This window comes from Streptomyces sp. GL_141 (genome assembly GCF_057834385.1).
The window spans coordinates 5270900-5293312 of sequence record NZ_CM174402.1 but is presented as its reverse complement, the minus strand read 5'-3'; the positions used below and the strand labels follow the sequence as shown (position 1 = coordinate 5293312).

Sequence of the window (22413 nt, the reverse complement as noted above, 5' to 3'; positions counted from 1 at the left end):
ACGGACAGCACTGTGCCTCCCCCGACCCCTCCCGCGCCCCCGGCCACCCCCCTGCCCGGCGGGTCCCCCGCCGGTGAGCCACGGGTGCGGCGGCGCGACCGGCACGGGCGCGGGATGCGCGGGCCGGTGGCCCCTCCGCAGGTACCGCTGTCGGCGAGCCGGGGGGAGCTCTTCGGGGACCTCGTACGGGACTCCGTGGAGCGGCTGGAACGGCGCTGGCCGCAGCTGGCCGAGGTGGAGTTCATGATCGGCGACGTGCCCGGTGCGCCGGGGGGCGCGGAGACCGGCTGGAACGACGAGGCGGTGCCGCTGGGGGCGCTCGCGGAGGCCGGGGGTGGGCGGCCGGCCCGGATCGTGGTGTTCCGGCGGCCCGTGGAGATCCGGGCGAAGTCTCGGGACGAGCGGGCGATGCTGGTGCACGAGATCGTGGTGGAGCAGGTCGCGGAGTTGCTCGGGCTGTCGCCCGAGACGGTGGATCCGCGGTACGGGTCGGACTAGCCGTCCGGGCTCTGCCTTTGCCGTACCGGCCCGTCCTTGCCGTCCCCGCCTGTCCTTGCCGTGCTGCCTCGCGGCGGGGTGCGGGAGGTCGGCCCTGCGGGGCTGTCCCCTACCCGCCCTTCCACCGTTCCCCGGGCGCTGCCCGGACCCGCGCCTCAAACGCCGGCGGGGCTGAAGATACCCCCCGGGCCAGCCCGGAGCCCGGTCCTCAAACGCTGGCGGGGCTGGGGCTGTCCCCGGGCTCTGCCCGGACCCGCGCCTCAAACGCCGGCGGGCTGGGGACGGCCCCGGACGGGCTGAGAAGACCTGGGGCTCCGCCCCAGACCCCGCGCCTCCAGCGCCGGCGGGGCTGGGATTGTCGGACGGGCGGCTGAGAAGGCCGGTTCGCTACTGCGTCAGGACCGAGAGGTCCTGGGTGGCCTTGGGGACCGAGACCGTGGAGTGGTCGTCCGAGAGGGTTTGGGTCGTGAACATGGGGATGCCGTCGCGCGGGATCGTCAGGGTGCGGGACGCGTGGACGGGGCCGCCGGAGACGGTTTCCACCGTGAGGGCGTAGGCGCCCTTGCCGCCCGCCGGGGCGAGGGTCAGGGTTTGGGTGGTGCCGCCCTTGACCGTGACCTCCTGGGAGGCGGGTTCGCCGCCGTCCGTGCCCGGGGAGGCCGTGACCTTGACCTTCGCGTCGGCTCCGGGCGGGGCGGTGAGGGACAGGAGGGTGGCGTTCTCCTCGGGGCGGTTGTCCGCGATGGTCGCCCGCGTGCCTACGGGGGCGGCCGCCTGGATGAAGGCGACCTCCTGCTTGGCGCCGGTGCCGCGGACCACCCGTAGGGCGGCGACCACCGGGACGACGGGCTTCTTGTCGTCGGCCGGGGACAGGACGAGGGAGCCCGCCTCGCCCCGGGTGACGTCCTTGAGGTCGAGGCTCGCGGTCATGCCGGCCTTGACGTGGATCTGCTCGCTGCCCGCGGGGCTGATCGAGCCGGTCGGCCCGGCCAGCTTCACCTTGAGGTCCGCGTCCTCCTCGCCGGGGGCGAAGGCGACCAGCCGTACGGAGGTGGCGTCCGCCGGGATGCCGGGCAGGACCAGGGTCCCCGCCGGGTCCACGGAGGCGGGCAGCCAGTCGGAGCCGACGCCTTCCTCGCCCGCCTGGGCGGTGGCCCCGACCCGGCCCGCGCGGGTGGTCACGTGGGCGGTGACGTCCGCGAGCTGGGCGCCGGGGGCGAGGGAGGCCAGGGAGATGGCCTTGCTGGACTTCGGGTCGATGCGGATGTTCTCGCTGGTGCCCGCTTCGGCCTTGACCGCGCCGTCCGGGCCGAACAGCTTGATGTCCACCACGGCCGCGGTGTCGTCCGGGTTGGTGAGGTGGACGTAGTCCTCGCGGCCCTTCGCGGTGCTCACGCCGGGGAACCAGAAGTCGGTGCCGGGCGGGGTGCAGCCGACGCCGAGCAGGCCGCGGGTGCGGCCGACCGAGACCACGGTGGTCTGCTGCGCGCTCCAGCCGGGGGCGAGGAACCCGTCGGCGACGCCGCTGAGCGCGGGGGCCTCGGCGCCGGAGGCCTTGGCGCCGACGGGCTTGCCGGGCTCCTTGAGTTCCAGGACGGGCTTGGCTTCCTTGGTCGCGCCCAGCAGCCGGGCCGTGCCCGTGCCGCCCGCGGCGGCCGCGCCCGGGGTGATCGCCGTGTACAGGGTCTCGGCGATGTCGGAGGTGCTGGGAGCGGGGCACACGAGCAGGGACCGCTCGACCGGCATCCGGGCCGCCGGCTTGCCCTCCGCGGCCGTGGAGGCCCCGTCGGCGGCCGGTGCGGTGAGGGTGGCGAGGCCGGTGACGGCGGCCAGGGCGGCCGTGACGGCGGCGAGCGTGAGGGGTACGCGCTGCTTCACTGCTGGGGGCTCCCGTCCGGACGCGGGGCGTGCTGCCCGCCCTGCTGTCCGTCGTGCTGGCCGTAGGTGTCGTAGCCGGTCTGGGGATCGGGCTGCTGCTGGTAGGGCGGGTAGGGCTGTTCGTACGGCTGGTACGGCTGCTCGTACTGCGTGCCCGGGTGGTTGACGTACTGCTGCTGCTCGTACGGGTACTGGTCGTACTGCTGCGGCTGCTGCGGCTGCTGCTCCTGGCCGCCGTAGGCGTAGCCGCTCTGGTCCCCGTACGCCGGCTGCTGGTAGGCGTACGCGTCGTCGCCGTACACCGGCTGCGCCGGGATCTGCGCGTACGGGTCGGCCGCGACGGCCGCCTCGGCGGGGGCGGTTCCGGACGGCGCTTCCTGCTCGGACTGCTCGCGCAGGCGGCGGGCCCGGCGGCCTTCGCCGGCCTCCTCGGCGGGGGCCTCCTCCTCGGGCAGGTCGTCGTCGAGGCTGGCGCGGCGGCCGGGCAGGGCCATCACCAGCAGCACCAGGGCGAGCAGGCCCTGGGCCCAGTGCCAGGCGGTCCGGGTGAGGGCGTCTTCGTGGACGAGGTCGAGCTCGCCGGCGTCCGCCGGGAGTTCGAAGCCCTGGGCCCAGCCGTCGAGCGTCTTGGGCTTGAGCGGCTTGCCGTCGAGGGTGGCCTGCCAGCCGGGGTCGGCCTGGTCGGCGATCCGCAGGACGCGTCCGGCCTCGCCGGCCGGGATCTTGGTGTGGGCCTCGACGGGGCCGGAGGCGACGGGGATGGGGGCCTCTCCGGGCTTGCCGGAGACGATGACGGCGCGGGCGACCTGCCGGTCGAGGCGCCACAGGGCGCTGCCTTCGAGCTTGCTGAGGCGGCTGAGGCCGGGGGTGGCGTCCAGGACGCGGCCGATTTCCTGGGGGGCACCGTCGCGGACCAGGACGTAGCGGATGGCGAAGCCGCCGAGCTGGTCGGTCTGGTCGGCGCCGGAGCCGGCGACGAGGCTGGAGACGACCTTGTCGAGGCGGGCGTCGCTGCCGGCCTCGGCGGCGAGCTCGGAGTCGCCGAGGCGGCCGCCGGAGCCGCGGACCAGGCTGTAGGAGAGGGCGGCCGGGGAGTCCGCGCCGATGACGAGGGTGCGGGCCTGGTCGCGGGTGCCGCTCTCCTCGGCGACGAAGGCGGGGACCTGGACGGGGTCGCGGCGCTCCAGCGGTCCGGCGGCTCCGCTGAGCATCCAGCCGGCCGCGCCGGCGAGCGGGCCGACGGCGGCGGCGAGCGCGATCAGGGCGGCGAGGGGCTGGCGCCAGCCGAAGCTGCGGGCGGCGACGCGTTCCTTGGCCCCGTCGGCGCCGACGACGGCGGCGGCCAGCAGGGCCAGTCCGTAGACGAGGGTGGCGGGGCCGGCCCACGTGGTGCGGTTGACGAGGACGGCCAGGACGAGCGCGGCGAGCGCGGTGGCCCAGGCGGTGCGTACGGCGAACTGCCGGTCGGCGCGCAGCAGCGCGGCCAGGGCGGCGAGGACGACGCCGAGGAGGATCAGGCCGCCCGCGGTGCGGGGGCCGCCGGGGCTGATGCCGAGCAGGTCCAGGGCGGTGGCCGAGCCGGCTCCGTAGGGCAGTCCGGCCTCGCGCAGGAAGCGCGCGGGGTGGGTGAGCAGGCTCAGCGACCAGGGCGCGAGCACGAGGACGGGGACGCCGAGCGTCGCGAGGAGGCGGGGTCCGTACGTCTTCCAGTGCGCGCGGCGCAGGACCAGCGCGGCGGCTCCGAGGACGGCGGCGAGCGGCCAGACGACGGGGGTGAAGGCGGTGGCCAGGGTCAGCAGGAGGGTGTAGGTCCAGGCGGAGCGCCAGCTGCCCTCCCCTTCGCCGCATCCGAAGGCGGTGACGGCGGAGCGGGCGATGAGCGGGAGCAGGATCGCGAGGACGGCGGTGCCGAGGCGGCCGCCGGCGAGGGCTCCGGTGACGGCGGGGAGGAAGGCGTAGGCGACGGCGGCCCAGGCGCGCAGCAGCCGGGATTCCACCAGCGGCCGGGAGGCGAAGTAGGCGGTGAGTCCGGCGAGCGGGACCGAGCAGACGAGCAGCAGGGTCAGGGCGGCGTTGGTGGAGCCGAGGAGCAGGGTGGAGAGGGCGCCGAGGACGGCGAGGTAGGGCGGTGCTCCCGCGGTGGTGCCGGTGCCGACGGGCTGCCAGTCGTCGGCGTAGACGCGCCAGAGGCCGAGTCCGCCGTCGGGGGCGGGGAGCAGGGCTCCGCCCATGAGGGAGCCGCCGCCGAGGAGGGAGCGGCAGGCGATGACGGAGACGAGCAGGAGGAGGGCGAAGAGGACGGGCGCGGGCTTGCGGGCGATCCGCTTGAGGCGCGCGAACTGTTCGATCTCCAGGTAGTCGGCGTCGTCCCCGCCGGGTCCCGATTCGACGGCTCCGCCGTGCCGGCCGGCGGTGGAGGCCTCGGTGTCGCCGTCGGCGCCGAAGTAGCCGGCGAGCTGTTCGGCGTTGGCGCGCAGGCTGGCGCCGGGCGGCGGGAAGAGGGGGCGCAGTTCCTTGGCGGGGACGGCCGCGCGGCCCCTGCGGCGGCGGGCTCCGAGGATCCGGCCGGGGCGGAGCAGGGTGGCGAGGAGGCCGGTGATCTCGTCGACGGCCTGTCCGGGGGCCTTGCCGACGAGGTAGGCGAGGGTGCGCAGGACGGTGCCGAAGAGGATGCGCAGCAGGACGTACGGGAGGGCGCGGCCGGGGCTGTTGGCCAGCATCGTGTAGACGGCGCCGGCCTTGTCGACGCGGTGCGGGCTGGCGGCGGAGCGGCCGACGCAGTCGACGGTGCGGCGTTCGCGGGCGGAGGCCTCGGCGTGCCGCAGGACGGCGTCGGGGGCGATGAGGACGGTGTGGCCGGCGCTCTGGACGCGCCAGCACAGGTCGACGTCGTCGCGCATGAGGGGCAGGCGGCGGTCGAAGCCGCCGAGGGCGTCGTACACGTCGCGGCGGATCAGCATGCCGGCGCTGGAGACGGAGAGGACGGGCTGGACCTGGTCGTGCTGGCCCTGGTCCTGTTCGCGCCGGTCCAGGCCGGTCCAGCGGCGGCCGCTGCGGGCGATGGTGACGCCGACTTCGAGGAGCTGCTTCTTGTCGTACCAGCCGCGCAGTTTGGGGCCGATGACGGCGGCGTCGGGGTTCTCGTCGGCGACGCGCAGCAGTTCGGCGAGGGCGTCGGGCTCGGGTGCGCAGTCGTCGTGGAGCAGCCAGAGCCACTGGACGGGTTCGCCGTGGGGCAGGTCGGGGAGGTCGTACGTGTCGTCGCGCCAGGTGCGGCTGACGGGGTCCCAGCCGGAGGGGCGCTTGAGGTACGGGAGTTCCTCGGGGGTCAGCGTGCCGGCGGTGCGGGCGGCTTCGTCGACCGCGGCGCCGAAGCCTGTGCGGCGGGCGAGGTGCAGGACGCGGTCCTCGCCGAGGGCTTCGCCGAGCAGGCGCGCGGAGTCGTCGGCGCTGCCGGTGTCGGCGGCGATGTGGCTCTGGGCGGGGCGTTCCTGGCCGAGGAGTCCGGCGAGGGTCCGGGGCAGCCAGCGGGCGCCGTCGTGGGCGACGAGGACCGCGGTGACGACGTGCCGGGGGAACTCTGGTGCGGCGGCAGCCTGGTGGGAGGCGCTCGACTGGCTGTGCAGGGACATCGCGGTACGGGCCCTCCGGCCGGGGGTCCGGGGGTGGTGTGCCCTCGGAGGCTGCTGGACAGCGCCCCACCCTAACGGCTGGGAACACAGCGGTCCGCCTCCTGCGGGGAAGGTGCAGGAGGCGGACCGTTTGCTCTGCTCATTGCCGTGCGGGTCGTGCCGTTCGCCGTGGTGCGTTTTGTGCCGGTGCGTGCACTTCGGCCACTGCCGTGCGTGAGGCCGGGTGCACAGGCGGCTATGCCGCTGGATATGCCGTCGGTTCTGCCGCTGGATATGTCGCCGGATCTGTCGTGGGCCGTACCGCGGGCCCTGCCGTGGGCGCCGTTGCCTGCACGCCGAGGGCGCTTCAGACGGCGGCCTTCTTCAGGCGTCGCCGCTCGCGCTCGGACAGGCCGCCCCAGATGCCGAATCGCTCGTCGTTGGCGAGGGCGTACTCAAGGCATTCGGAGCGGACCTCGCAGGCGAGGCAGACCTTCTTGGCCTCGCGGGTCGAGCCGCCCTTCTCGGGAAAGAAGGACTCGGGGTCGGTCTGGGCGCAGAGAGCTCGCTCCTGCCATCCGAGCTCTTCGTCCGCCTCCTCGACCAGCAGTTCCTGAACCAGCTCGGTCATGTGCGCCCCTCGCTCTGTCTGTGCGTCCCCGTGGTCATGCCGTCACTCATCGCTACGTAACGACACGAGTGAAATTACAAGTGCGGGGCTCCAGCGCAGTCAAGCCGAGATCTGCTATTGGGCCCCTTATTCACTCTGCGGAACCAAGCCTATGCAGAAAGTGTTCATATCGCCAAAAATCGTGACACATGCCACACGTGTCACATGTGGGACCCTCTCCCCCGTAGTCGACGCGTCACTCTGTGGTGGGGTTCCGATCCGGCCGAAGAAGCGGCGCAGATCACATTTCAGCCACAGAAGGACATCGCACGGCTTTGCGGGTTTGAGAGCCGCCACAGCGGGCTGCAGCTCGACTCGCAGCGCCACATCCCCTGGTACCGACTGCACAAACCTTTCTCCGGGCACGGTAACCGGATGAGGTGAAACTTTTCCACCAAATCGGACATTGGGTTGACAGTCCGACCCCCTACCGGGTCTTCTTGTACGCATGTCAGCGCCCTCAGCAGTCACCCGGACCCCCATTCGTGGGTTCCTGTGCGCTGCCCAGGTTCGCTGTTGCTGTTGCAGCTGTTGATGCCTCGGGAGCCCCGGCTCCCCTGAGCTCCAGCTCGCCCCCCACAGCAACCGCCGCATGACTGACATCCGTCGAGGAACCCCCCGATGAACAGCACCAGCACCAGCACCCTGAACGCCGCCCCCATCGCCCCGGCGATGGTCGAGAGCGACCTCCAGATCGCCGGCGACATCCTCTCCGTCCAGCACCTCCTGCAGCCCGCCCGCGAGCACCCGGCCACCGTCGCCGAGTTCGTGGGCCTCGCGCGTTCCATCGCCGCCGACCGCTCCGAGTGGGAGCACCTGGTCCGGTACGACGCCACGACCCGCTGGTACCACCGGCTGCGCACCGGCCCCGGCTACGAGGTCTGGCTCCTCAGCTGGGTCCCCGGCCAGGGCAGCGGCCTGCACGACCACGGCGACTCCTCCGGCGTGCTCACCGTCCTGGAGGGCGAGCTGACCGAGCACACCGCCCGCGGCCCGCTCACCCTCGGCGCCGGCTCCCAGCGCGTCTTCGCCCCCGGCTACGCCCACGAGGTGCAGAACGACAGCCTCGACGGGGCCGTCAGCCTGCACGTGTACTTCCCCGGCCTCACCCGGATGCCGATGCACAGCTGCTCTCCGGCCCTGCCCGAGGCCCTCTCCGTCTGATCCGGACGCCTTCCGGACGCCTTCCGGCCGTCCCGCCCGTCACCCGGCCACCGCCCCGCGAAGGCCCCGCGCGCGGCTGACAGACTGTTCGCATGCGCATTGTTGTTCTGGCCGGCGGCATCGGCGGCGCCCGTTTCCTCCGAGGTCTCCAGTCCGCCGTTCCCGACGCGGACATCACGGTCATCGGCAACACCGGTGACGACATTCACCTGTTCGGGCTCAAGGTCTGCCCCGACCTGGACACCGTGATGTACACCCTCGGCGGTGGCATCAACGAGGACCAGGGCTGGGGCCGCACCGACGAGTCCTTCACCGTCAAGGAGGAACTCGCCGCGTACGGGGTCGGACCGACCTGGTTCGGCCTCGGTGACCGCGACTTCGCCACCCACATCGTCCGTACGCAGATGCTCGGTGCGGGCTACCCGCTCAGCGCCGTCACCGAGGCCCTCTGCGACCGCTGGCAGCCCGGGGTCCGGCTGCTCCCCATGTCCGACGACCGGGTCGAGACCCACGTCGCGATCACCGACTCCCAGACCGGCGAGCGCCGGGTCATCCACTTCCAGGAGTACTGGGTCCGCATGCGCGCCGCGGTGGACGCCGAGGCCGTCGTACCCGTGGGCGCCGAGCAGGCCAAGCCCGCACCCGGCGTCCTGGAGGCCATCGCGGCCGCCGACGTGATCCTCTTCCCGCCGTCGAACCCCGTGGTGTCGGTGGGGACCATCCTCGCCGTACCCGGCATCCGGGAGGCCGTGGCCGCCGCCGCGGCGCCCGTCGTGGGCCTCTCCCCCATCGTCGGGGGCGCCCCCGTGCGCGGGATGGCCGACAAGGTGCTGGCCGCCGTCGGCGTCGAGTCCACCGCCGCGGCCGTCGCCCTGCACTACGGCACCGAGCTGCTCGACGGCTGGCTCGTCGACACCGCCGACGCGGACTCCGTCGCCGCGGTGGAGGCCGCCGGCATCACCTGCCGGGCGGTCCCGCTGATGATGACCGACCTGGCCGCCACGGCGGAGATGGCGCGGGCCGCGCTGGAACTGGCGGAGGCCTCCCGGTGACCGCCCCGCACGGGCCCTCGTACGAGGTCCGGGCACTCGGCGGGATCCCGGAGGTGCGGCCGGGCGACGACCTGGCCTCGCTGATCGCGGCCGCCGCCGGACCGGAGCTGCGGGACGGCGACGTCCTGCTCGTCACCTCGAAGATCGTCTCCAAGGCGGAGGGCCGGATCGTCCGCGCCGATTCGCGCGAGGAGGCGATAGACGCCGAGACCGTACGGGTCGTCGCGCGCCGCGGGACGCTGCGGATCGTGGAGAACCGGCAGGGCCTGGTCATGGCGGCGGCCGGGGTCGACGCCTCGAACACCGAGGCCGGCACCGTCCTGCTGCTGCCCGAGGACCCCGACGCCTCTGCCGCCGCGATCCGGGCGGGGCTGCGGGAGCTGCTGTCGGTGGACGTGGGCGTGATCGTGACGGACACCTTCGGGCGGCCGTGGCGCACCGGGCTCACCGACGTGGCGATCGGCGCCGCCGGCGTACGGGTCCTGGACGACCTGCGCGGGGGCACCGACGCCCACGGGAACCCGCTGAGCGCGACGGTCGTCGCGACCGCCGACGAGCTGGCCGCCGCGGGCGACCTGGTCAAGGGCAAGGCGGAGGGCCTGCCGGTGGCGGTGGTGCGCGGGCTGGCGCACGTCCTGGGCGAGGGCTCCTCGGGGGCCGACCTGGTGCGCTCGCCGGCCGACGACATGTTCCGGCTGGGCACCTCGGAGGCGGTACGGGAAGCCGTGACGCAGCGGCGTACCGTACGGGCCTTCACGTCCGAGCCGGTGGATCCCGGCGCGGTCCGGCGTGCGGTGGCGGCGGCCGTGACGGCCCCCGCCCCGCACCACACGACGCCGTGGCGGTTCGTCCTGCTGGAGTCGGCGGGCGCGCGGCTGGAGCTGCTGGACGCGATGCGGGACGCCTGGATCGAGGACCTGCGGCGGGACGGGAAGTCCGAGGAGTCCATCGCGAAGCGGGTCCGGCGGGGCGACGTCCTGCGGGCCGCGCCCTACCTGGTGGTGCCCTGTCTGGTCACGGACGGCGCGCACGACTACGGGCACGCGCGGCGGGACGCGGCGGAGCGGGAGATGTTCGTCGTGGCGATGGGCGCGGGCGTGCAGAACTTCCTGGTCGCGCTGGCCGGGGAACGGCTGGGCTCCGCGTGGGTGTCCTCGACGATGTTCTGCCGGGACGTGGTGCGCAAGGTGCTCGGGCTTCCGGAGGACTGGGACCCGATGGGTGCGGTGGCCGTAGGGCACGCCGCGGTCGCTCCGGCGGAGCGGGCGGGGCGGGCGGCGGAGGAGTTCATCGAGGTGCGGTGACCCGCTGGTGCGGGCCTTGGACGGGGGGGCGGGCCGCGGCCGCGCATGCCGCCACGGCCGTGCATGCCCCCGCAGGGCAGGCCAGGGATGTACGGGCTTTCCCCCGTCGGGAGGCGTGGCCCGGTCGGGCGGGGTCAGAGCTTGCCGATGTCGCCCCGGGGCATCCGGGGGGCCCGGCGGGGCGGGGCGGCGCCGGCCAGGAGGACCAGGCGGGCCGCGCGGTGGCGCTGACCTGCGTAGGGGGCGAGGAGCTCCAGCATGGCGGCGTCGTCGGCGTCCCGGTCCCCGGCCAGGGCGTAGCCGATGATGCCGGGCAGGTGGAGGTCGCCGGTGGTGACGGCGTCGGCGGCGCCGTTGCTGCGCTGGAGGGTTTCGGCGGAGGTCCACGGGCCGATGCCGGGGATCGCCTCCAGGCGGGCGGTGGCCGCCGGCAGGTCCATGGCGGCGGCCTCTTCGAGGCGGGCGGCGAGGCGGGCCGCGCGGACGATGGTGGCGGAGCGTTTCGAGTCGACTCCGGCCTTGTGCCAGTCCCAGGACGGGATGAGGGCCCAGGTGCGGGGGTCGGGCATGACGTAGAGGTCCGGGATCGGGGTCTGGCCCTGGGCCTGGGCCTGGCTCTGGGTCTGGGTCTTGTCCGGGCCCGGGGCCGGCTCGCCGTACTGGCGTACGAGGCGGCGCCAGGCACGGTACGCCTCGTCGGCGGTGACCTTCTGTTCCAGGACCGTCGGGATCAAGGACTCCAGGACCAGGCCGGTGCGGGTCAGGCGCAGGCCGGGGCGGCGGCGGTGGCTGGCGTGCACGAGCCTGTGGCGGGGGACGAAGGCGGCGGGGTCGTCGGCGGCACCGAGCAGTTCCGGCAGACCGTCGAGGATCCAGTCGGCGCCGGGTCCCCAGGCGGTGGCGGTCACCCCGCCCCCGTCCCCGTCCCGCGCGATCCGCAGTGTGGCCGGGCCGGCGGGGGTGCGGGTGGCTCGCCAGACCGTGCCGGGGGTGATGCGGAAGGTGGGGTCGGCGGGGCCGCGTCTGAGGGGGCCGAGGGTGAGGCCCAGGTCCAGGGGGCCGGGTGGGGTCCACGTGCGGGTGGCTGGGCCGGGGGGTGTGGCCGTGCCGGGGGCTGGGGGTGTTCCTGTGGTCGGGGCCGGGGCGGGGGCCGGGGGCGGGGGCGTACCCGGGGCGGGGGCCGGGGGCACGGTGGTGCGGCCTCCGCGGATCGCGGTGCGGGTGAGGGGGTCGTAGCGGCCGGCCATGCCTTGAGCGTAGCCCTGCGGGGCTGTCCCCTACCCGCCCTTCCACCGTTCCCCGGGCGCTGCCCGGACCCGCGCCTCAAACGCCGGCGAGGCTGGAGATACCCCCCGGGCCAGCCCGGAGCCCGGTCCTCAAACGCCGGCAAGGCCGGGGATATCCCCAGACCAGCCCCGAACCTGGTCCTCACACGCCGGCGAGGCTGGAGATACCCCCGGGCCAGCCCGGAGCCTGGTCCTCACACGCCGGCAAGGCCGGGGATACCCCCGGACCAGCCCCGAGCCTGGTCCTCACACGCCGGCGAGGCTGGGGCTGTCCCCGGGCTCTGCCCGGAGCCCGGTCCTCACACGCCGGACGGGCTGAGTGGGTGCCGGGCTGCGCGCGGGGTCCCTAGACGTCGGTCCCCGCGGTGGAGGGGTGCCGGGCTGTGCCCGGGGTCCCTGGGGCTCCGCCCCAGGCCCCGGTCCTCAAACGCCGGACGGCTGAAAGGAGCCCCGCCGCCCGGAGGGTCATTCCAGCCTCGTCGGCGTTTGAGGCGTGGGGGTCCGGGGGCTAGCCCCCGTGCAGCGACGCCGCACCCGGCAACGGGGCCGAGCGGTGGGAGCGGCGCGTCACGAGGGTGCGGCCTCTCAGGGGCGGCCCTGGAGTTTGGCTGAGGCGGTTCGGGTGGGGGGGAGTTGGGTGTAGAGCTGGCGGCCGGGGCATTCCGTGGCGAAGCCGTCGCGGTGGCCGGAGATGACGTTCAGGCGGACGTTGCTGCCCTTCGCGTAGAGGTTGCCGCCGCCCGAGCGGAGGGTGGTCTTCGCGCGGGGGTCCGCTCCGAAGAGGCCCAGCTTCCAGGCCGTGAGGCGGGCCACCGCGTCCACCGCCGCCTTGGGGGGCGCCGTGGAGGCGAAGGTGCCGATGACCGCGACGCCCATGCTGTCCGTGTTGAAGCCCATGGTGTGCGCGCCGAGCACCGCCTTGGCGACTCCGCCCGCCCGGCCCTCGTAGACGGTGCCGCACTTGTCGACGGCGAAGTTGTAGCCGATGTCCCGCCAGCCGCTGCTGACCACGTGGTAGCGGTACAGGCTGCGCAGGACGGCCGGGGCGTCCTTGCAGGCGTAGTTGTTGCCCGAGGCGGTGTGGTGGACGAAGGCGGCCTTGACCGTGTTCGTGTAGACGAAGCCCTTTTCGCGCAGGCTCTCGTCCGCGCCCCAGCCCAGCCGGGTGACGATCTTCGGGCGCGGGCCGATGTACGGGGCGGCCGCGAGCGCCTCGTCGGCGAGGACCGCGTCGGCGGTGGAGTCGGCCTTGTTGAGGGCGGAGATCTCCTTGGCGCCCAGGGGCGCCATCGGGATGTTGACGGAGGAGGCTTCCGCCATCTCCATCGTCATGCCGGGGAGGAGGGCCAGTTCGCCCTTGTCGTCGTCATCGACGACGGGCGAGGACTCCGCGGTGCCGTTCTTCGCGTCCGAGTGGGGGCGGGAGGAGTCTCCCGGGTCCACCAGTTCGATGCGCATGCCCGTCGGGAGTCCGCTGCTGACCGTGCGGCCGCCGGATTCCGCCTGGACCCGGACCTCGATGCCGTCGGACTGTCCGACCCAGAGGGGTGCGGTGCTGCCGCGGACGCGGCCGCTGCCCCGTTCCGCCGTGTCGGGGTCGGCGGCGTGTTCGGTGTTGTGGGTGTCGACGTCCTGCCATTCGGACCAGGCCGAGGTGGCCACGGAGCGGGTGCGGACCTGGACGCTGCCGTCGAGCTGGGTGCTCGCGTCGTCCCAGACGACGCCGACCAGCGAGAAGGTCTTGACCTCGCGCGCCGACAGGCCCCGCGTCTCGGGCAGCCGGGGCGAGGTGCTCATGCCGGGCACCCCGGAGGTGCGGTCCGCCGTGGGTCCCACGGGGACGAGCGGCAGGGATTGGGTGGATCCGGCGGGGGCCGCGGGTGTTGCCGACCTGGTGACCGCTGCCGGGTGTGCGAGGGCCGTGGAGGGGAGCGCGAGCGGCAGGGCCAGTGCGGCAGCCGTCGCGACGCCGATGGAGGAAGCAAGGAATGCACGCATGGAAAGGATGCTGGGGACTGCCGCAGGCCGGCGCCATCCGAGAACTGACGTGCCGTCCGGTCCCGGCGCCGATACCCCTCCTCCGTACGGGGGATCGTGCTGCGGCCGTACGGAGGAGGGACGCGGGTCCTCCCGCGTAGGCTCTGGTCCGTGAACGCCACTGACCGCACCCCTGCCGACCTGCTGCGATCCGCGCTCGCCGCCGATCCCGGCCGCCCGCTCGTCACCTTCTACGACGACGCCACGGGCGAGCGCGTCGAATTGTCCGTCGCCACCTTCGCCAATTGGGTGGCCAAGACCGCCAATCTGCTCCAGGGCGACCTGGGCGCCGAGCCCGGCGACCGGCTCGCCCTGCTGCTCCCCGCGCACTGGCAGAGCGCCGTGTGGCTGCTCGCCTGCGCCTCCGTCGGGGTCGTGGTGGAGGTGGGCGGGGACCCGGGCGGCGCCGATCTCGTGGTGAGCGGGCCGGACACCCTGGAGGAGGCCGCCGCGTGCTCCGGCGAGCGGGTGGCGCTCGCGCTGCGGCCGCTGGGCGGGCGCTTCCCGCAGCCACCGGCCGGGTTCGCCGACTACGCCGTGGAGGTGCCGGGGCAGGGTGACCGGTTCGCCCCCTTCCAGCCCGTGGACGCGGACGGCCCGGGCCTGATGGTCGGCGGCGAGGAGCTCTCGTACGCACGGATCTGCGAGCGGGCCCGCGAGGACGCGGCGAAGCTCGGCTTCGGCGAGGGCGCCCGGGTGCTGTCCCGGCAGGGTTACGACAGCTGGGACGGGCTCTCGGCCGGGCTCTACGCGGCCCTGGCCACGGGCGGCTCCGTGGTGCTGTGCCGCAACGCCGAGGGGCTCGCGGACGCGGCCCTGGCCCAGCGGATCGAGAGCGAGCGGGTCACCCACACGGCCTGACCCGGCCCGACCCCGCCGTCACCCACACCGCCCCATGCCGGATCTGGGCGATTTGTCACCCACATGGCCCTGTACACGGCCGTGCCCCCGGGCCGCATCGGTGCCCCGGGGGCAGGATCGGCACAGGCCGTACTCACCCGTACGGCCCGTACCGGTCGGGTGAGGGGACGGAACGCGAGTGACGGACAGCGCGGGCATACCGGGCGGCACCGATGCGGCCGGAGGCGAGAAGCCTCGAGACGGCCGCAAGCGGCGCCGGCTGCTGCGCTGGATCGGGCTCGGGACCGGCCTGCTGGCCGTCGTCGGGGCGGGCACGGGCTGGTGGATCTACTCCAAGCTCGACGGGAACATCGCCGAGGACACCTCCGCCGCCGCCGAGCTGCGGCGCTACGACAAGGAGCGCCCGGCCCACCTGGCGGGCGGCGCGCAGAACATCCTGCTGATCGGCTCGGACTCGCGCACCGGCGCGGGCAACGCCCCGTACGGGCAGGACGAGGGCACGCAGCGCTCGGACACCACGATCCTGCTGCACCTGCCGGCGGACCGGAAGAGCGCGACGGCGGTCTCGATACCGCGGGACCTGATGGCGGAGATACCCGCCTGCCTGAAGGCGGACGGCAGCCGCACCCGGGAGCAGTTCGCCCAGTTCAACTGGGCCTTCGAGTGGGGCGGGACCGCCTGCACGATCCGTACGGTCGAGGCGATGACCGGGATCCGGGTCGATCACCACATGGTGCTGGACTTCAGCGGCTTCAAGAAGATGATCGACGCCATCGGCGGGGTGGAGGTGTGCCTGCGCCGGCCGGTGGACGACACCGAGGCCAAGCTGAAGCTGCCGGCGGGCCGGCAGACCCTGCAGGGCGAGCAGGCGCTGGGCTTCGTCCGGGCCCGCTACAGCCTGGGCAACGGCAGCGACACCGAGCGGATGGAGCGCCAGCAGGCGTTCCTCGGGTCGCTCGTCAAGAAGGTGCAGAGCAACGGGGTGCTGCTCAATCCGGCCCGGCTGTACCCGCTGCTGGACGCGGCGACCTCCTCGGTGACCACCGACCCGGGGCTGGCCTCGCTGCGGGGGCTGTACGAGCTGGTCCGGGGCGTCCGCGACATCCCGACCGACCAGATCAAGTTCCTCACGGTGCCGCGCCGGCCGTACGCCGCCGACCGCAACCGGGACGAGCTGCGGGAGCCGGACGCCACCCAGCTCTTCCAGCGGCTGCGGGCGGACCAGCCGCTCACCATCGCCCCGCCCGCGGCCACGGCCACGCCCGCCCCGGTTCCGCGGCCGGACGGGGACCGGCAGGGGGAGGCGGCGGCCGACGACAAGGCGGACCGCGCCGAGGACGGCACGCAGGACCGTACCGGTGACGGCAACGGTGACGGCACCGGAGACGGCACGGGAACCGCGGAGCCCTCGACGCCCGTCCCCACCTTCACGGGCACCACGGCCGGTGTGGCCGACTGCCGGTAAAGCAATCCCAAAAGCCGGTGTCCGGGCCGAGCTTGTTGGGGCGATTGCCCCGTTGTAAGTGCGTGGAATTCATCACCAGCATGGTTTGCGGCGAACCTGTCCGGATAAGGTGAGCGATCCGGCGCCCGGCCAGTACAGAGGCCGTGCGCCAGCAGCCGGATCGTTGACCGTGCGCCTGGGGGAGGCGCGTCGCGAAGCACCGACGGAGGATTCGAGCAAACCGTGGATGCGCAAAGCCGTGGACGGGCCGACGAGATCGACCCCGCAGATCAATGGGTACTCAACCCCCGCACCGGCAACTACGAACTGCGACTGGACGACACCGCTGCGCAAGCACCGGCGCAACGGTCCGCCCCCCGCGCGGCGCCCCGCAGAACCCCCGTTCCTCCCCGCTCCCCCGCCGCCCCGTCCCCCGCGGTTCCCGGACCGCGCCGCGGTGACGGTCCACCCGGCGGCGGCCGGCGCGGCGGGCGTTCGCGCAAGGTCGGCGGTGGCGGCCGCAAACGGGCCCTGACCATCACCGGTGGAACCCTGGCGGTGCTGCTGATCGGCGGCTCGGTGGCGGGGTACCTCTACTACCAGCACCTGAACGGCAACATCGTGGTCACCGACGTCGGCGACGCGGGCACGAGCGGCGGGTTCAAGAAGGACCAGCCGATCAACATCCTGGTCATCGGCACGGACAAGCGCAGCGGCGCGGGCAACGAGGGGTACGGGGACGCCGGCAGCGTCGGCCACGCCGATACGACGATCCTCTTCCACGTGTCGAAGGACCGCTCCAACGCCACGGCGCTGTCCATCCCGCGCGACCTGATCACCAACCTGCCAGTCTGCCCCACGAAGCAGCCGGACGGCTCGACGAAGGACATCCCCGGCGAGCGCGGGGCCCGCTTCAACACCAGCCTGGGGCAGGCGGGCCGCGACCCGGGCTGCACGATGCGCACGGTCAGGGAGCTCACCGGGATCCAGGTCGACCACTTCATGATGGCCGACTTCAACGCGGTGAAGAACCTGAGCACGGCGGTCGGCGGGGTGCCGGTCTGCGTGGCCAAGGACGTCGACGACAGGGACTCCAAGCTCAAGCTGACGGCGGGCGAGCACCGGCTGGCGGGCGAGCAGGCGCTGGCCTTCGTACGGACCCGGCACGCCTTCGGCAACGAGAGCGACCTCGACCGCATCAAGACGCAGCAGCAGTTCCTCAGTTCGATGATGCGCGAGATGAAGTCCAAGGAAACACTGACGAGCCCCAAGAAGTTCCTCTCCCTCGCGGAAGCCGCCACGAAGTCGCTGAGCGTGGATTCGGGGATAGGTTCGATCGGAAAACTCACCGATCTTGCGAGCGAGTTGAAGAACATAGACCTCAAGAACATCACCTTCACCACGCTTCCGGTGCTCGACAATCCGGCGGAGAAGGTCAAAGCCACGGTGGTCGTCAACCAGGCCCAGGCCGAACCGCTGTTGCAGATGATCCGCGGGGACGTCTCCCTCACCGAGGTCGAGAAGAAGGAACAGGCGGCGAAGGACGCGGCGGACGCCGACGCGAAGGCCAAGCTGGACGCCCTCATGCAGGGCGCCCGCGCGGCGGCCAAGGACGTCCGGGTGGACGTCTACAACGGCGGCGGCCCGGCCGGATCCGCGTCCGGCACGCTGAACTGGCTGCAGAACACCAAGGGGGTGCCGAAGTCCAGCAACCTGGGCAACGCGCCCGCCAAGGTGGACGCCACGCAGCTGGAGTACGCGCCCAACCAGGCCGACCAGGCCAGGGCGTTGGCGGACATGATGGGCCTGCCGGCGACGGCACTGAAGATGGGCACGGCCGACGCCGCGCCCAAGACGCCGATGAAACTGACGCTCGGCGCCGACTTCAAGGGGGCGGGGGTCTCCATGACAGCGCCTCAGCAGGCGCCGGAAGGCGTCCAGCGGGTCGAAGCGGACAAGTCCGTCTGCGCCAAGTGACCGACAGGGGGGCCGGCCGGCCCTCCGCGGTCACGCAATGACGTGCCGGATCCTGTTGGACCGGCACAATACCGACACAGAGTGATCGTGATGGGGGACGCGTGAGGCACAGCAGCGTGCAAGGGGAGGGGGCGCCGGGCCGCGCCGGCGACGGCATATCCGGCGCCGGCACCCGGCCGACGGCGACCAGTGCCGTACCCGCGCCGAGGTCCGGCTCCGGCCACCGCCGCGGCGGTGGCCCCGGGGGCGGGGGCGGCAAGCGGCCGACCCGGCGGGGGCGGCGCCGCGTCCTGCGCTGGACGGCCTTCATCGTCGCGCTGCTCATACTCGGGACGGCGGCGGCCGGCTACCTCTACTACCGCCACCTCAACGGCAACATCCGCAGCGGCCAGCGCCTGAGCGGCGACAGCGGAGTCGCCCGGGGCGAGGCCGACGCCGCGGGCCGGCGCCCGATCAACATCCTGATGCTCGGCTCCGACGTCCGCGACGAGGAGAACGCGAAGCTCGGCGGGGGCTGGGACAACATCGGCGACCCCGCGCGGGCCGACGTGCAGATGCTGGTCCACATATCCGCCGACCGGAAGAACGCCTCGGTCACCACCGTTCCGCGCGACACCATCGTGGACATCCCGGAGTGCACCGATCCCGCGACGGGCAAGAAGTACAAAGCCACCAAGACGATGATCAACGAGAGCCTCGCCAACGGCGGCCCCGGCTGCACCCTGGCCACCTGGGAGAAGCTGGCCAACGTCTACATCGACCACTGGATGATGATCGACTTCGCCGGTGTCGTCAGCATGGCCGACGCGATCGGCGGCGTCGACGTCTGCGTCAACCAGAACGTCTTCGACCAGTCGAAGCCGGGGACGGGGACGGGCGGTTCCGGCCTCAAGCTGACGGCGGGCACCCACAGGGTCCAGGGCGAGCAGGCGCTCCAGTGGCTGCGCACCCGGCACGCCTTCGGCAGTGACATGGCCCGGGCCAAGGCGCAGCACATGTACATGAACTCGATGATGCGCGGGCTCAAGAGCCAGAACGCCTTCACCGACCTCCCCCGCCTCACGGGCCTGGCAGAGGCGGCGACGAAGGCGCTGCAGGTGTCGGACGAGATCGGGACGGTCAAGAAGCTCCTCGACCTTGCCCTGCTGCTCAAGGACGTGCCGGTCAACCGCCTCACGACGGCCACGATCCCGGTGCTGCAGGCCCCGGGCGACAAGGACCGGCTGATCCTCAACCCCACGGACGCCGAGAGGGTGTGGGAGATGCTCCGCAAGGACATCGCCATGGACAAGAACGGCGACCCGGCGCCGGCCGAGAGCGGCCAGCCGGGGGCGAGCCAAGACCCCTCGGGCCCCGCTCCGTCGACCGAGCCGACCCCGCAGACGTCCTCCGCGCCGCCGGCCTCCAACCCCGCGAAGCTCGCCGTGCAGGTGGTCAACGGCACGGGCTCCGGGTCGCAGGCGGTGCCCAAGCGGGCCACGGCCATCGCGGGCCAGCTGGTCGCCAAGGGCTTCGCGCTGGCCAAGGCGGACGGCGCGCTGACCCCGGAGAAGGCGACGATCGTCCGCTACGCCACGGACGCTCAGGCGGCCGACGCGCAGAGCGTGGCGGCGGCGCTCGGGATCCCGGCCACCTCCGTACAGAAGTCGGCCGCGGCGGCCAAGATCACGGTCCTGGTGGGCGCGGACTGGCGCGAGGGCACCACCTACCCGGTGCAGGCGCCCCCCGAGGCCGGTTCGGTCCCGGAGTCGGCCGACGTGCTCAACGGCACGGACACCAGCTGCATGGACATCTACGGTCCGTTCACCTGGTGAGCTGAGGGGCCGACACCGTCCCACACACACCGAAAGGGGTGACCCGGTCCTCGTCGGACCGGGTCACCCCTTTCGTGTCTGTACGCGGCTCAGAGCTCGGCGGGGTCCCGGTTCACCGACGGCCGGCGGCTCGCGATGACCTTGGCGGCGAGCGAGCGCGGGCTGGTCAGGAAGCCGTAGCCCCAGCACACGTGCATGGTCGCCAGGGCGACGGGGATCCGCAGCCGGGCCTTGAGGGACAGCCCCTTGCCGGCCGGGACGGAGCCGACGGTGATCGCGGCGAGGTAGCCCGCCGGGAGGACGAAGGCCCACGGGGTGACGGCGGCTCCGACGACCACACCGGCGGCGATCGCGCAGACGGCGGCCGGTGCGGCGAGGTAGCGCAGGTTGATGGAGCCCGAGTGGTAGCGGGCCACCACGTGGCGCCAGCGCCCGTAGTCCTTGTACTGCTTGGCGAGCGCCCGTACCGAGGGGCGCGGGCGGTACTGGACCTTCAGCTCCGGCGAGAACCAGATCAGCCCGCCGGCCTCGCGGATGCGGAAGTTCAGCTCCCAGTCCTGGGCGCGGACGAACTCCACGTTGTACCCGCCGGCGGCCTCCAGGGCCTCCCGGCGGAACACCCCGAGGTAGACGGTGTCGGCCGGACCCGCCTTGCCACCGGTGTGGAAGGCGGCGTTGCCGACGCCGATCCGTGAGGTCATCGCGGCGGCGACGGCGTCCTCCCAGGGGTTCTCGCCCTCGGCATGCATGATGCCGCCGACGTTCTGCGCGCCGGTCTCCTCCAGGAGACGGACCGCGGTGGCGATGTAATTCGGGGAGAGCATGCCGTGGCCGTCCACGCGCACCACGATCGGGTGGCGCGAGGCCTGGATGGCCGCGTTGAGAGCGGCGGGGGTGCGGCCGGTGGGGTTCGGCACGGTGTGGACCCTGGGGTCCTCGCGTACCAGCTCGGCGGCGATCTCGTCGGTACGGTCCCTGGACGGCCCGAGCGCGATCACCACTTCCATCTCACCCCCGTACTCCTGTCCGAGGATGTGGTGGACCGAGTTGCGCAGATGGCGCTCCTCGTTGAGTACCGGCATGATCACCGAGACTGCGGGCTGCTGGGCGGGCATGTGGTCCTTCAAGGTCGGGTATCGGTGTCACGTTACCGCGTACGGGGGAACCGGGTGCGCGCCGGATGAGCAGTACGGACAACGGCTGATCGTATGGACCTACTGTTCTGACGAATCTGCCGAACGTGCGAGGTGTCCCCCGTGCCCCAGCCGCACCGTCCCACCCGACCCGCCCTGCCCGCCCGGTCCGCCCGGCCGTCGCAGCGCGCGCCGCGGCCAGGCGGTCCGGCAGGGCCCCGGACGGGCGGGAACCGGCCCGCGGACAGACCCCGTTGGGGGGTCCGGCTCGCCGCGGGACTCTCGGTGCTCGTCCTGGGCTCGGGGGCCCTCGGGCACGCCGTGATGACCGGGCTGGACACCGGGATCCAGCGGGTGGACCCCTTCAAGGACATGAAGAACCGCCCGCAGGCCGGGCACGGGGTGAACTTCCTGCTCGTCGGCACCGACGGCCGCGACAAGATCACCGCCGAGGAGAAGCGCGAGTACCGCCTGGGCGGCGCGCCCTGCCACTGCACCGACACCGTGATGCTGGTCCACCTCTCGGCGGACCGCTCGCGGGCCAGCGTGGTCAGCCTCCCCCGGGACAGCTTCGTGGAGCTGCCCGCCCACGTGGACGGCTCCAGCGGGAAACCGCACGGGGCGCACCCCGTGAAGCTCAACGCCGCCTACGCCGAGGGCGGGCCCCAGCTGACCGTGCGCACCGTCGAGAGCATGACCCGCGTGAAGATCGACCACTACCTGGAGGTCGACTTCACCAGCTTCATGAAGACGGTCGACGCCATGGGCGGCGTGGAGATCTGCACCGCCAAGACCATGAAGGACCCCAACACCGGCCTCGACCTGCTCCCCGGCACCCACCGGCTCAGCGGCGGCCAGGCCCTGCAGTACGTGCGCTCGCGCCATGTCGACGGGGCCTCGGACCTGGGCCGGATGCAGCGCCAGCAGCGGTTCATCGCCGCCCTGATCAAGCAGGCCACGGGCGGCGGGGTGCTGCTCAATCCCGTCAAGCTCAAGCAGGTCAGCTCCACCCTGCTGAGCTCGGTCCGGGCCGACCGGGGCTTCGGCTCGGAGCAGATGCTGGCGCTCGGGCAGGCCATGCGCGATTTCACCCCGTCCTCCTCGGAGTTCGCCTCCGTGCCCGTCGGCAACCCCTCCTTCCCGGTCAAGGGCATCGGCTCCACCGTGAAATGGGACGAGGGGAAGGCCGCGAAGCTCTTCCAGGCGCTGCGCGAGGACCGGCCGATGGCCCCGCCCCCGGCCCCCTCCCCCGGCAAGCCGGTGCGCCGGCAGCCGGCGGTACCGGTGGACGTGCCCCCGGGGCAGGTCCGGGTCCAGGTGGAGAACGGCACCCGGATCGACGGGCTGGGCACCCGGGTGGACTCGGCGCTGCGCGCCACCGGCTTCGACACCACCCGGGCTCCGGGGAACGGCGCGAGCCGGGACGTCAAGCGCACGGTGATCACGTACGACCCGCGCTGGGACCGGTCGGCCCGTACGGTGTCCACCGCGCTGCCCGGCAGCGAGATGCGGGCCGTACGGGGGCAGGGGCGGACCGTGGTGGTGATCGCGGGCGCCGACTACCGCAAGGTGGTGGCGGTGCGCGCGGAGGACCCGTACCAGGGCGAATTCGGTGTGGTCACCGGTGACCAGGTGGTCTGCGGCGGCTCCTGACCGGAGCCGGGACGGCCCTCGGCCGAACCGG

The 22413-nt window shown here is 73.3% G+C and carries 15 protein-coding genes; 9 read left to right on the top strand and 6 right to left on the bottom strand.

The features are described 5' to 3' along the window. Positions 1 to 114: 114 nt before the first annotated feature. Complete coding sequence (locus tag AC3IX6_RS23500) at positions 115 to 498, top strand: metallopeptidase family protein (protein ID WP_489371537.1); 384 nt, start codon at positions 115 to 117, stop codon at positions 496 to 498. A gap of 387 nt (positions 499 to 885) precedes the next feature. On the opposite strand, the gene AC3IX6_RS23495 is transcribed toward AC3IX6_RS23500, so the two are convergent. The 3 genes from AC3IX6_RS23495 to AC3IX6_RS23485 all read right to left on the bottom strand — a co-directional run bounded on the left by AC3IX6_RS23495 (position 886) and on the right by AC3IX6_RS23485 (position 6618). Next, the gene (locus AC3IX6_RS23495; RefSeq protein ID WP_489364320.1) at positions 886 to 2376 is read right to left on the bottom strand and encodes a DUF5719 family protein; all 1491 of its coding nucleotides are present in this window, start codon (positions 2374 to 2376) and stop codon (positions 886 to 888) included. After that, positions 2373 to 6008 carry a glycosyltransferase family 2 protein gene (locus AC3IX6_RS23490; RefSeq protein ID WP_489364318.1) on the bottom strand — a complete coding sequence of 1212 codons (3636 nt, stop codon included), beginning with the start codon at positions 6006 to 6008 and terminating at the stop codon, positions 2373 to 2375. The genes AC3IX6_RS23495 and AC3IX6_RS23490 overlap by 4 nt, the downstream gene beginning before the upstream one ends. Positions 6009 to 6354: 346 nt before the next feature. Then, positions 6355 to 6618, bottom strand: a complete 264-nt coding sequence (locus tag AC3IX6_RS23485) for a WhiB family transcriptional regulator (RefSeq protein ID WP_112450237.1) — start codon at positions 6616 to 6618, stop codon at positions 6355 to 6357. 660 nt (positions 6619 to 7278) lie between these two features. Between AC3IX6_RS23485 and AC3IX6_RS23480 the strand changes: the two genes are divergently transcribed. From AC3IX6_RS23480 to AC3IX6_RS23470, 3 genes are all read left to right on the top strand, one after another. Further along, positions 7279 to 7821 (top strand): cysteine dioxygenase, encoded by a 543-nt coding sequence (locus AC3IX6_RS23480; protein ID WP_489364316.1) that lies wholly within the window; start codon positions 7279 to 7281, stop codon positions 7819 to 7821. A 92-nt stretch (positions 7822 to 7913) separates the two neighbouring features. After that, positions 7914 to 8873, top strand: coding sequence for a 2-phospho-L-lactate transferase (gene cofD / locus AC3IX6_RS23475; protein WP_385381514.1), 960 nt, complete (start codon positions 7914 to 7916; stop codon positions 8871 to 8873). After that, the gene (locus tag AC3IX6_RS23470; protein ID WP_489364314.1) at positions 8870 to 10177 is read left to right on the top strand and encodes a coenzyme F420-0:L-glutamate ligase; all 1308 of its coding nucleotides are present in this window, start codon (positions 8870 to 8872) and stop codon (positions 10175 to 10177) included. The genes cofD and AC3IX6_RS23470 overlap by 4 nt, the downstream gene beginning before the upstream one ends. Before the next feature lie 134 nt (positions 10178 to 10311). On the opposite strand, the gene AC3IX6_RS23465 is transcribed toward AC3IX6_RS23470, so the two are convergent. Both AC3IX6_RS23465 and AC3IX6_RS23460 read right to left on the bottom strand, forming a co-directional pair. Beyond that, entirely contained in the window at positions 10312 to 11424 is a 1113-nt protein-coding gene (locus AC3IX6_RS23465; protein ID WP_489364312.1) for a DNA-3-methyladenine glycosylase family protein, read from the bottom strand. 624 nt (positions 11425 to 12048) lie between these two features. Beyond that, positions 12049 to 13461 (bottom strand): peptidoglycan recognition protein family protein, encoded by a 1413-nt coding sequence (locus AC3IX6_RS23460; RefSeq protein WP_489364310.1) that lies wholly within the window; start codon positions 13459 to 13461, stop codon positions 12049 to 12051. Between the two features lie 150 nt (positions 13462 to 13611). Between AC3IX6_RS23460 and AC3IX6_RS23455 the strand changes: the two genes are divergently transcribed. The 4 genes from AC3IX6_RS23455 to AC3IX6_RS23440 all read left to right on the top strand — a co-directional run bounded on the left by AC3IX6_RS23455 (position 13612) and on the right by AC3IX6_RS23440 (position 19596). Next, the gene (locus tag AC3IX6_RS23455) at positions 13612 to 14361 is read left to right on the top strand and encodes a TIGR03089 family protein (protein WP_489364308.1); all 750 of its coding nucleotides are present in this window, start codon (positions 13612 to 13614) and stop codon (positions 14359 to 14361) included. Positions 14362 to 14539: 178 nt separating this feature from the next. Next, positions 14540 to 15826 carry an LCP family protein gene (locus AC3IX6_RS23450; protein ID WP_489364306.1) on the top strand — a complete coding sequence of 429 codons (1287 nt, stop codon included), beginning with the start codon at positions 14540 to 14542 and terminating at the stop codon, positions 15824 to 15826. Positions 15827 to 16048: 222 nt separating this feature from the next. Then, the gene (locus AC3IX6_RS23445; protein ID WP_489364304.1) at positions 16049 to 17782 is read left to right on the top strand and encodes an LCP family protein; all 1734 of its coding nucleotides are present in this window, start codon (positions 16049 to 16051) and stop codon (positions 17780 to 17782) included. Between the two features lie 101 nt (positions 17783 to 17883). Further along, on the top strand, positions 17884 to 19596 hold the full coding sequence (locus AC3IX6_RS23440) for an LCP family protein (protein ID WP_489364302.1): 1713 nt from the start codon (positions 17884 to 17886) through the stop codon (positions 19594 to 19596). A gap of 89 nt (positions 19597 to 19685) precedes the next feature. Here the strand turns inward: AC3IX6_RS23440 and AC3IX6_RS23435 are convergent, their stop codons facing one another. Further along, on the bottom strand, positions 19686 to 20711 hold the full coding sequence (locus tag AC3IX6_RS23435; RefSeq protein ID WP_389686516.1) for a glycosyltransferase family 2 protein: 1026 nt from the start codon (positions 20709 to 20711) through the stop codon (positions 19686 to 19688). A gap of 141 nt (positions 20712 to 20852) precedes the next feature. Between AC3IX6_RS23435 and AC3IX6_RS23430 the strand changes: the two genes are divergently transcribed. Then, on the top strand, positions 20853 to 22382 hold the full coding sequence (locus AC3IX6_RS23430) for an LCP family protein (RefSeq protein WP_489364300.1): 1530 nt from the start codon (positions 20853 to 20855) through the stop codon (positions 22380 to 22382). The last annotated feature ends 31 nt before the right edge of the window (positions 22383 to 22413 follow it).